Consider the following 10,007-nt stretch of genomic DNA (forward strand, 5'->3'; position numbering starts at 1 on the left):
CGGCTTGAGAACGGGCCGATGGAGCGGGATCCGTCCTACGCCTGCCGGCCTGCCTCGCCTGCTGGGACGCCTGCCTGTCGGCCCGCCGCGTCTGCCGGGCCGCCTGCCGGTCGGTCAGCCGCTCACGCCGAGCCACCGCGTCTGCCGGGCCGGCCTCGGCGTGCCGCGCCGGCCCCGACGCCTGGGGTTCGCCCCCGGTGAGTCAGCCTCTACGCCAGCACGTCCACCGCCAACTCCCGCACCACATCCTCGTCCACCTCGACCCCGAGCCCCGGCCCCGTGGGTACATGGGCCACGCCCTTGTCGACCGTCACGGTCGGTCCGGCGTACGGGGAGCCGATGAACTGGCGGCCGTTGAGGTCCACGGGCGTGTCGATCCCATGGGCCGCGAACAGGTGGAGCGAGGCGGCGAGCCCCAGATCGGAGTCGGTGAGGCCCGAGCCCATCAGCCGCACCCCGCTGTCCTCGGCCAGCTGGCACAGCCGCCGCGACAGGGTGAGTCCGCCGCTGCGCTGCACCTTGGCGATGGCCACGTCCACGGCCTCCAGGCGCACGAAGGTCGCCAGGTCCGAGGGGTGGCGCAGGGACTCGTCCAGCGCGACCGGCAGCGGAGACGTGTCGCGCAGCCGGCGCAGTCCGGCCACATCGTTGGCCGGCAGCGGCTGTTCGAAGGCCGTGACGCCCAACTCGTCCAGACGGCGGGCGACTCGCAGGGCGCTGTGCACGGAGTACGCCTGGTTGGCGTCCACCCACAGGGGCGCCGTCGGCGCGTGCTCGCGTACGGCGGCGACCACCGCGAGGTCGGTCTCCTCGTCGTGCAGCCCGATCTTGACCTTGAAGGCCTGGTAGCCGAGCGCCAGGCCTTCGGCGACGCTCTCGCCCACCTGCGACGGCGTCTGGCCCGACACGATCCAGCCCAACCGCAGTGATTCGACGCGCCGTTGACCCCACAGCACACCCAACGGCACCCCGGCGGCGCGGCCGAGCAGATCGTGCAGGGCCACGTCCACCGCCGACTTGGCGAGCGGGGCGCCGATGCTGAAACCTCGGTTCACCGCGCGGTCGAAGGCGCGGTCGACCCCGTCGAGGTCCCAGGCGGGACGGCCGGTGATGGCCGGGGCGAGATAGCGGTCGATGGTCGTCACGATCGACTCGGACGTCTCGTACGTCCAGGCGGGTATCGGGGTCGCCTCGCCCCAGCCGTGCACCCCGTCGGCGCTCACCTTCACCAGGACGCGGATGCTCGGCAGTCCCGCGACGGCCACCGCGCCGCCGGAGACGCCGAAGGAGCGGTGCGTGGGGAGTGCCACCGCGAAGGTCTCGACGCGGTCGATGACCAGCGAAGCGAGTGCGGCCGGCTGCGAGCTTGCTCCGGTCGGTTCCATGTCCAACACAGGCCTCTCGATCGGGGAGTTGCGGACGCGCGACCCCTCGGCCCCGAGGTGCGCGGGGCCGACGGCGCGGAAACCTGTGCACGACCTATTGACCGTGCACTCGGGCGGTCATTAGCGTGACCGGGAGCGTACCAGAAAGCGCTTTCTGAAAGCGTTTCCGATCAGAGCCCGAGCGCAACCAGGTCACAGAGCAGGCCCAGGTACCGATGAAAGATCGGATGAAAGCCCGAGCACCATCCCGAGCAACCAGCTCTCCGTCAACTGCAGTCACCCTCAGGGGAGTTCCTCGTGAGTCAGAGCGCACTGTCCTCGGCACCCGTGAAGACCGCGGGTGTCGCGCTACGTGAAAGCCCGAGCGCGCGTGAGCGGTTCGCCGACGCCGCCGAGAAGAGCTGGCGTCCCGTGGCCCTGCTGCTCGCCTGCTTCGTGGCCTGGTGGGTGATCGCCGCGCTGGAGCTGGTCGAGCCGTATCTGGTGCCCTCGCCCGGCAAGACCTTCGAGGTGATCGTCGAGAAGCCGGACTATCTCTGGCAGCACAGCTGGGTGACCACCTACGAGACGCTGATCGGCTTCGTCGTGGCGGTGGCCATCGGGGTGTTCGCCGCCGTGATCATGGTCTACTCCTCGACCGTGGAGAAGACGCTCTACCCGATCCTGCTCTTCGCCCAGGTCGTACCGAAGATCGCCATCGCGCCGCTGTTCGTGGTGTGGCTGGGCTTCGGCATCGCACCGAAGATCGTGATCGCGGTCCTCATCGCGTTCTTCCCCGTGGTGATCTCGATGGTGACCGGACTCAAGGCCGTCGACCCGGAGATGCTCCAGCTCTCCTCGACGATGGGCGCGAGCCCCTGGCAGACCTTTGTGAAGATCCGCTTCCCCGCCTCCCTGCCGCATCTGTTCTCCGGCCTCAAGGTCGCCGTCACGCTGGCCGTGACCGGAGCCGTGGTCGGGGAGTTCGTCGGGGCCAACGAGGGCCTCGGCTATGTGATCCTGCAGGCCAACGGCAACCTCGACACCCCGATGCTGTTCGCGGGCCTCCTGGTGATGTCCCTGATCGGCGTCGTGCTGTTCGTGATCGTCGAGATCGCCGAGAAGCTGCTGCTCCCCTGGCACGCGAGCCGCCGCGAGTCCGGCGTCACGACCGCGTTCTGACCGGCATGCGATCCCCGTACCCGTACCGCGAAGGCGTGCGACCTCTGTACCCGCTCCGCGAAGGGATGCGATCCCCGTACCCGCTCCGCGAAGGCATGCGCCCCCGTACCCGCACCGCGAAGGCATGCGCCCCCGAACCCGCACCGCAAAGGCGTGCGACCCCCGAACCCGAACCGCAAAGATCCGGTCCGTCCGCCACGTATGACCGGCACAACCAGCAAGCCCCGTCCCGCACTTCAGGCAAGTGACCCCGACGTCCGCTCGTGAAAGGGCAGGCCACCATGCACCCGCGCAGAACCCTGATAGGCCTCGTCCCGCTGCTCCTGGTCGCCGCCACGGCCTGCGGTGGGGATGACTCCGGCACCACGACCAGCAAGGACGGCAAGAAGCTGGACAAGGTGACTCTGACGCTCAACTGGTATCCGTACGGGGAGCACGCGCCGTTCTACTACGGCAAGGCGCAGAAGATCTTCGAGGACAACGGCATCGACCTGACCATCCAGGCCGGCCAGGGCTCCCAGAAGACCGTGCAGGCCACCGCCGCAGGACAGACCGACTTCGGCTGGGCCGACACCCCCGCGGTGCTCGCCGGCGTCGAGCAGGGCGTGAACGTCAAGAGCCTCGGCGTCTTCCTGCAGACCACACCGGCCTCCGTGCAGTTCTTCGCCGACCAGGACATCAAGTCGCCCGCCGACCTCAAGGGCAAGGTCATCGCCGGTACGACGGGTGACGCGCTGTCGAAGACCTTCCCGGCCTTCCTCGCGGCCAACGACCTGAAGGAATCGGACGTCACCGTCCAGAACACCGACCCGGCGGGCAAGATCGCCGCGGTGATCTCCGGGAAGACGGATGCCCTGCTCGGCTACGCGAGCGACCAGGGTCCGACCATGGCCAACAAGGCGAAGAAGGACGTCGAGTACCTCCGCTTCTCCGAGCACGGTCTGAACTTCTACTCCAACGGTCTGATCGCCGGTCAGAAGACCCTCGCCAAGAGCGACTTGGCCAAGCGGATGGCGAAGGCCGTCAGCGAGTCCTGGGCCGCCGCCGAGAAGGCGCCCGCCGACGCGGTGAAGTCGATGGACGGTGCCTCGGAGCAGTTGCCGCCCGAGGAGGTCCTGACCGAACAGTTCAAGACCACGCTCACTCTGCTGCACACGGACGCCACCGAAGGCCAGGCCCCCGGTGCGAACACCGAGGAGGACTGGCAGACGACCATCGACGTCTTCAAGGACGCGGGTCTGGTCCAGAACGCCAAGCCGGTGGCCGATTACTGGGCCCAGGACCTGGCGCCGAAGAGCTGATCATGCCGGGAGCTCAGATGTCGGAAATCGACCAGCCCGACGGGGCGAACATGACCCAACTCGTCAAGGACAAGACAGCGGACAGCGGACCGGAACCGGCCGTACGGATCCAGGACGTGGCCGTCCGCTTCCGCAGCAAGAAGCGGGACGTCACCGCGCTCACCGATGTGTCGCTCGATGTCACACCGGGCGAGTTCGTGGCCATCGTCGGCCCGTCGGGGTGCGGCAAGTCCACGCTGCTCAAGCTGGTCGCGGGTCTGCTCAAGTCCTCGTCCGGCCAGGTGCGGCTGCAGGGCGAGCAGGTCGCCGGACCCCGCCATGACATCGGATACGTCTTCCAGCGGGCCGCTCTGCTCGAGTGGCGCTCGGCGCTGAAGAACATCCTGTTGCAGGCGGAGATCCGCAAGCTGCCGGCCGCCCAGGCCCGGGCGCGCGCGGACGAACTCATCCGGATGACCGGCCTCGGAGGCTTCGAGGACGCGCTGCCGCATGAGCTCTCCGGAGGCATGCAGCAGCGTGTGGCCCTGTGCCGTGCGCTGCTTCACCGGCCGCCGGTGCTCCTGATGGACGAGCCGTTCGGTGCCCTCGACGCGCTCACTCGTGAGCAGATGAACGTCGAACTCCACCGGATCTGGCGGGAGACGGGCACCACGGTGCTCCTCGTCACGCACTCCATCGCGGAGGCCGTGTACCTGGCGGACCGCGTGGTGGTGATGAGCCCGCGCCCCGGCACCATCCAGGAGATCATCCAGGTGGACCTGCCGGCCGAGCGGGATTACGCGGAGACCATGGGCCGCGCGGAGTTCCGCGACGCGACCACACATATCCGCGGACTGCTCGGGACGACGGCGGAGGACGACTGACACCCGCCCCGGTCCCGTACGAAAGCGCCCCGCCCCTTCCTGACGAAGGGGCGGGGCGCTTTCCAAAACCTTTGCATCTCGCCGTAACCGGTCACCGCCACCGCTTAATGACCTTTACCGGAAGCTCCGAAGTCGCCCACACCTGGATACGGATCTTCTCGATGGTCTCAGGACTGTCGGCAGAGTCGACATCGGCCTCGGCTGCCCGAGCCAGGTTGCTTCGAGACACTCGGACACGATTCCAGCCTGGCCGAACGTCGAAGATGGCGGCATCTGGGCCGTAATCCGTACAGCCAAGAACTGTCAGGCGCCCTGCCGAGATGTAAAGGCTGCCCTCGACAACGTGATCACACTCTGAACTGTCGTCATCCGGCTCCTGGGACAGGATGGCGACAGTCACAGCAACGTCGACGTTGACAGTCGTGCCGATACCCAGTGCATCCCGGGCAACCGCAAGGTGATCGGCAACGGCCTTGTCCGTCCATGCATCGCCCAGATCAGCGTCCGAGTCAGCATCGGCTAGGTGTATCTGGAAGTAGTCGGCGAAGAGGGTCAGCTCGGTCGTTGTCGTCACGGCGGCACAATGTCATGCAGTACTGACAGTCGGACGCGGTACAGCAATGCCCGATGTGACCGCGGCCACCGTGCCGGACTCGTACCAGGTTGCGCGGGGAACCATGGGGAACACCGGGGTGCCGATCCGTGCGGAGACGGAGCGCCAACGCCCTCCGTCGCGGCTCAGGTGCCCAACAGACCCTAGATCACCTGAGCTTCCCAAGCTGAGAGCGCGAGTTCGATTCTCGTCACCCGCCTTCATGAGGTACGCACGCACCGACGCGTTCGATCTGCTGCCAGTCCGTGGGTGTTCCCGGGCCGTCATAGGGCTCGACGTACAGATAGAGCGTGCCCTCCGAGCGGCCGGCGGGTGGGGCATCACCGAGCCACACCGAGTCGCACTCATGGCAGACCCACAGTCGGCGCCCACCCTTGATCAGACGGAACGCCGTGACGACACCCTCACCGCAGTCACGACACGTGATCACTCTCAACCCTCTTCGTAAGGCGGCCTGAGCCGATCACACAGCGAATCCGGCGCGCACCAGCCTCCGGCGGAATCGCTACTGCCTTATTTCAGACGCATCTTGACGCTTCTGCGTCGGATGAGGACTGGCGGTTTCCAGTCAATCGAGCCCGACATCGCGATCTTGCACGAATCTTGAAGGCAACCTGGGCTCTTGCCTCGAGCACTCGACCGAGGCCGGCGTACCCGTCTTTGTAGGGTTGTGGAATGCGGTGGCTTGAGGTTCGACGGCATGCGCCGACGAAAAAGGGAACGGCTCGCGGCCGTGGCTCGCATCTGTCCGCGCACGGGGTCGCGCTCGCGCGAGCTGTCGGCGCGGAGTTGGGACCCTTCGCGTTCGTGGTGACCAGCACATCGCCGCGGGCGATCGAGACGGCGGTCGCCATGGGATGGGCTGTGGACGATACCGCCGACATGCCGTCCGGGTATGTACCGGGCGAGGTCGAGCACCACGACCAGTGGGGCTGGCCGCAGCCATACGTCCGCTACGCCGAGTTGATCGCTGGTGGCGGTGAACTCGCCGACGTTGCAGCGGAGCACCGGAACATCTGGACCGAGACGGTCCGGTCCGTACCAGACGGCATGACCGCGCTCGTCGTCGCACACGGCGGCTCCATCGAACCGGCGCTGGTGAGCTGCCTACCCGACGCCGATCATGCGTCGTGGGGTGCGCCGTTCAGCCATCTGGACGGTGTGCGGCTCGACTTCGAGGATGGGCGATTCGTCAGCGCCCAGCTGCACCGAGCCCCGAGCGCTGCCTCACCGCGTACCTGATTACGTTCCACTCCATCGAGATCATCCCGGACCTCCCCACGACAGCAGTCGCGGACAGCCAACCTGGCAACGGAGCCGTCAAGCGTCAAGTGGCGTCGGAGCGTTAAGCATCACGTGAACGCAGGACAACCGAAGGTCCGCGACGCGGACAGAATTTCCCTACATCATCAAGAGCCCGCGCACGGCGGCGCGCTCGCGTATGCGGGCATGGGATAGGAGACACCTTCTGCGGCTGGGGCGGTCGGCTCTGCGGACCTCCGGGTAATGTGCGCCACCTGGACAACTGGGGGAATCGTGGGTTGGAGCCCGTACATCTACAAGTTCGTCGACGGTGGCGAATCCCCCGTTCCGCTGGATCTGCAGCTGGTGCGGGCCGTACTGGAACCACACGATGTCGGGAACCCTGAGCTGAAGGTGTGTGAGGACGGGAGCCTTCAGTTTTGGATCCGGGCTCCCGACGGCAGCGAAGCCGAGCTGTTTGTTGATGATTTGGGCATCGCAGTACATCGCCCTCACGCTGGCGGCGTGTGGTCAATCGTCGCGGAGCTGGTCTCACAGCTCGGTGCGATTGTCATCAATCCGAGCCGGGCTGGGGTCGTATGTCGCACAGAGGAGTACGCAGACCTGCCGCCGTCTATGCAACGTGATGCTGTCATCGTCGAGATGAGGGGCGAAGCCCTAGAGGAGGCTCTCGTCGGACCGCAGAATTCCTGACGAGCCGTGCCAGGTTGAGCGGGAAACCACGGGGAACATCGGGAGGCGGCTCAGCGAAGTTGGAGGCCATCAGGGCGGCCCGCCGCAGGTCAGATGCCCAACAGGCCCTAGATCACACGAGCTTCCCAAGCTGAGAACCCGCACCTGACGCTTGCGAGATGAGCGGGGGCGTCCTTCGAAAGGCCGTCGATGACAGCGGCCTGGAGCAGGAGCACGGCCGGCAGGCAGTCCGTCGGGCTTTGAGGGCCGCGGCCGTCGCACAACTGCCGACCCAGGACAGCGACATGCCGGACTTCACGTGAGCTCTGTCGGATGCGTGGCGAAGGTCTTCGACCATCGAACATGCCCTGCCTAAGATCCAGGCCGTGAACAGCACCGAGCATGTCTTCGACTGGCTCCAGCGTTGGTATGCCGAGCAGTGCGACGGCGACTGGGAGCACTCATGGGGCGTCAAGATCGGGCCACTCGACAACCCGGGGTGGACGGTTGCCATCGATCTCGAGGAGACCTCGCTCGAAGACAGGGGCTACTCGGCACAGAGCGTGCGACGCAGCGAAACCGACTGGATCTTCACCCGTGTGCGAGAGCGCCGCTTCGAAGCCTCCTGCGGACCGAAGAGCCTCACCGAGGTACTCACCATGTTTCGCGCCTGGGCCGAAGGCGCGTAGCCGCCTGGGGAGCCACCGCACCTCTAGGCCCCCTCGGAGGCCTCACGGTCGCCCGCGCTGACCAGGCCCGTCTCGTACGCCACGATGACCGCCTGGACCCGGTCGCGCAGGCCGAGCTTGGCGAGGATGCGGGCGACGTGGGTTTTCACGGTGGTCTCGGCCAGGTGGAGGCGGGTGGCGAGTTCGGCGTTGCTCAGGCCCCGGGCCAGCAGTCCCAGCACCTCCACTTCGCGCGGGGTGAGTGAGGCGAGATCGCGGTGGAGTGCGTCGGCTTCGTCGCCGCGCTTGGCGAACCGCTGCACGAGGCGGCGCGTGATCGCCGGTGCGAGAAGCGCGTCACCGGTGCGGACGGTGCGTACGGCCGCGGTCAGTTGCTCGGGCGTCACGTCCTTGAGCAGGAAGCCGCTCGCTCCGGCCGACAGGGCCGCGTAGACGTATCGGTCGAGGTCGAAGGTGGTGAGGATGATGACGCGGGGTTCGCCGGGGGCGCCGGCGAGGATGCGGCGGGTGGCCTCGAGGCCGTCCATCTCGGGCATCCGGACGTCCATCAGGACCACGTCGGGACGGGTCCGGCGGACCGCGTCGACGGCCTCCTCGCCGTTGACCGCCTCGGCGACCACATCGATGCCGTCGGCGCCGAGGATCAGCCGGAACCCGGTGCGCACCAGGGTCTGGTCGTCGGCGAGGAGCACCCGCAGCGGCTCGGTCATGGTGTCTCCAAGGGGATCAGGGCTTCCACGCGGTAACCGCCGGTCAGGCGTCGGCCGGTGGTCAGGGTTCCGCCGTGGACGGCGAGGCGTTCGCGCAGCCCGATCAGGCCTCGGCCGCTTCCGGTGCCTTCGCCCGGGTGCCCGCCGGTGTCGGTGACCTCCACCCGGAGCCGGTCGGGCGCGTGGGAGACGGTCACGTGGGCGGTCGCTCCGGACGCGTGCTTCACGGTGTTGGTGAGGGCTTCCTGGACGACGCGGTAGGCGGCGAGTTCGATGCCCGGCGCCAGCGGACGCGGCGTCCCGGTCACCGTCAGGTCGACGGCGAGTCCCGTGTCGCGGACCCGTGCGACCAGCGACTCCAGCTGGTCGAGGCCGGGTTGGGGCGCCGGCACCGGTTCCATGCCGGCAGGGTCCCCGTCGGCCAGGTCCGTGTCGGGCATCGTGAGCAGGCCCATGACGTGCCGCAGTTCGGTCATGGCCGCCCGTCCGCCCGCCTCCACGGCGAGCAATGCCTCCGCGGCCTGGTCGGGTGAGTTCTTCATGATCTTCCTTGCGGCGCCCGCCTGGATGATCATCACGCTGACGTTGTGCGTGACCACATCGTGCAGTTCGCGGGCGATCCTGGCCCGCTCCTGCTCGACGGCCCGGCGCAGCGAATCGGCCTGTTCCCGTTCCAGCGCGGACAGCCGGGTGCGGCTCTCGTCGGTGCGCAGTTTCCAGCTGCGCAGTCCGACGGCGGCCACGGCCATCGGTGCCAGGATCAGCAGGACCACGTACTCGTTGGGAAGGATCGGCGTCACCGAATTCCCCGAGGTGCCGACCAGGGCGACCGAGACCACCAGCGCCGCGAGGGTCGTCATCCGGTACGGGCTGTAGACGGCCGCGCTGTACACGGCGATGACGAACGCGTAGAAGGTCAGCCGCAGGACGCTCGACGGTGTCGCGAGCGTCGCCGCCGTCACCACGCACAGCACGGCGAGCGGGTACCGGCGGCGCAGGGCCAGGGCGCCCGAGGCGATGAGGGCGAGCGTGACCATGAAGGCCATGCCGCCGGGGCCGCTCGGGCGCGGCACGACGCTGTGGACGCCGGGTGCGATCTCCCGTACGACCACGTTGCCGGCGTTGTCGATGCCGTAATAGACGGTGGTGATCCCGAGCGCCAGCACAAGCAGCACATCGAACAGCCAGGCGCCCCGAGTGGGCCGCAGGGGCCGGCGGTTCGACAGCGTGACCTCGTCGGCGGGGCCGCGCGCCGCCCGCCCGCCGGCCCCGCGGGCCCCCGCCCCCCGCCCCGCCGCCCGCGGGCGGACGGTGAACAAAAAGGAAGAGCACAACACAGAAAAACAATCA

Annotated in this window: 12 protein-coding genes; 7 read left to right on the forward strand and 5 right to left on the reverse strand. The window is 67.9% G+C overall.

Features of this window, described 5'->3' with window-relative positions; genetic code table 11:
* Positions 1 to 209: 209 nt before the first annotated feature.
* On the reverse strand, positions 210 to 1,385 hold the full coding sequence (locus tag ABT367_RS24070) for a mandelate racemase/muconate lactonizing enzyme family protein (RefSeq protein ID WP_352255155.1): 1,176 nt from the start codon (positions 1,383 to 1,385) through the stop codon (positions 210 to 212).
* A gap of 297 nt (positions 1,386 to 1,682) precedes the next feature.
* On the opposite strand from ABT367_RS24070, the gene ABT367_RS24075 reads away from it, so the two are divergent.
* The 3 genes from ABT367_RS24075 to ABT367_RS24085 all read left to right on the forward strand — a co-directional run bounded on the left by ABT367_RS24075 (position 1,683) and on the right by ABT367_RS24085 (position 4,710).
* Positions 1,683 to 2,546 (forward strand): ABC transporter permease, encoded by an 864-nt coding sequence (locus ABT367_RS24075; protein ID WP_352255156.1) that lies wholly within the window; start codon positions 1,683 to 1,685, stop codon positions 2,544 to 2,546.
* A 281-nt stretch (positions 2,547 to 2,827) separates the two neighbouring features.
* Positions 2,828 to 3,847 (forward strand): ABC transporter substrate-binding protein, encoded by a 1,020-nt coding sequence (locus tag ABT367_RS24080; RefSeq protein ID WP_352255157.1) that lies wholly within the window; start codon positions 2,828 to 2,830, stop codon positions 3,845 to 3,847.
* 50 nt (positions 3,848 to 3,897) lie between these two features.
* Positions 3,898 to 4,710, forward strand: a complete 813-nt coding sequence (locus ABT367_RS24085; RefSeq protein ID WP_352255167.1) for an ABC transporter ATP-binding protein — start codon at positions 3,898 to 3,900, stop codon at positions 4,708 to 4,710.
* 91 nt (positions 4,711 to 4,801) lie between these two features.
* Here the strand turns inward: ABT367_RS24085 and ABT367_RS24090 are convergent, their stop codons facing one another.
* Together ABT367_RS24090 and ABT367_RS24095 are read right to left on the reverse strand one after the other, a co-directional pair.
* Positions 4,802 to 5,284, reverse strand: coding sequence for a hypothetical protein (locus ABT367_RS24090; RefSeq protein ID WP_352255158.1), 483 nt, complete (start codon positions 5,282 to 5,284; stop codon positions 4,802 to 4,804).
* Between the two features lie 229 nt (positions 5,285 to 5,513).
* A complete protein-coding gene (locus ABT367_RS24095) occupies positions 5,514 to 5,753 on the reverse strand; it encodes a hypothetical protein (protein ID WP_352255159.1) in 240 nt (79 codons plus the stop codon).
* A gap of 245 nt (positions 5,754 to 5,998) precedes the next feature.
* On the opposite strand from ABT367_RS24095, the gene ABT367_RS24100 reads away from it, so the two are divergent.
* The 4 genes from ABT367_RS24100 (at position 5,999) to ABT367_RS24115 (ending at position 7,947) form a co-directional block, all read left to right on the forward strand.
* Positions 5,999 to 6,565: a histidine phosphatase family protein gene (locus tag ABT367_RS24100; protein WP_352255160.1), complete on the forward strand. Its 567-nt coding sequence runs from the start codon at positions 5,999 to 6,001 to the stop codon at positions 6,563 to 6,565.
* A gap of 294 nt (positions 6,566 to 6,859) precedes the next feature.
* Positions 6,860 to 7,279, forward strand: coding sequence for a hypothetical protein (locus ABT367_RS24105; RefSeq protein WP_352255161.1), 420 nt, complete (start codon positions 6,860 to 6,862; stop codon positions 7,277 to 7,279).
* 158 nt (positions 7,280 to 7,437) lie between these two features.
* Complete coding sequence (locus ABT367_RS24110; RefSeq protein WP_352255162.1) at positions 7,438 to 7,581, forward strand: hypothetical protein; 144 nt, start codon at positions 7,438 to 7,440, stop codon at positions 7,579 to 7,581.
* A 63-nt stretch (positions 7,582 to 7,644) separates the two neighbouring features.
* Positions 7,645 to 7,947 carry an immunity 53 family protein gene (locus tag ABT367_RS24115; protein ID WP_352255163.1) on the forward strand — a complete coding sequence of 101 codons (303 nt, stop codon included), beginning with the start codon at positions 7,645 to 7,647 and terminating at the stop codon, positions 7,945 to 7,947.
* Between the two features lie 23 nt (positions 7,948 to 7,970).
* On the opposite strand, the gene ABT367_RS24120 is transcribed toward ABT367_RS24115, so the two are convergent.
* Both ABT367_RS24120 and ABT367_RS24125 read right to left on the reverse strand, forming a co-directional pair.
* Positions 7,971 to 8,657 carry a response regulator transcription factor gene (locus ABT367_RS24120; protein WP_352255164.1) on the reverse strand — a complete coding sequence of 229 codons (687 nt, stop codon included), beginning with the start codon at positions 8,655 to 8,657 and terminating at the stop codon, positions 7,971 to 7,973.
* On the reverse strand, positions 8,654 to 9,883 hold the full coding sequence (locus ABT367_RS24125) for a sensor histidine kinase (protein WP_352255168.1): 1,230 nt from the start codon (positions 9,881 to 9,883) through the stop codon (positions 8,654 to 8,656). The genes ABT367_RS24120 and ABT367_RS24125 overlap by 4 nt, the downstream gene beginning before the upstream one ends.
* Positions 9,884 to 10,007: the final 124 nt, after the last annotated feature.

This window comes from Streptomyces mesophilus (genome assembly GCF_040300965.1).
Lineage (GTDB): Bacteria > Actinomycetota > Actinomycetes > Streptomycetales > Streptomycetaceae > Streptomyces > Streptomyces mesophilus_A.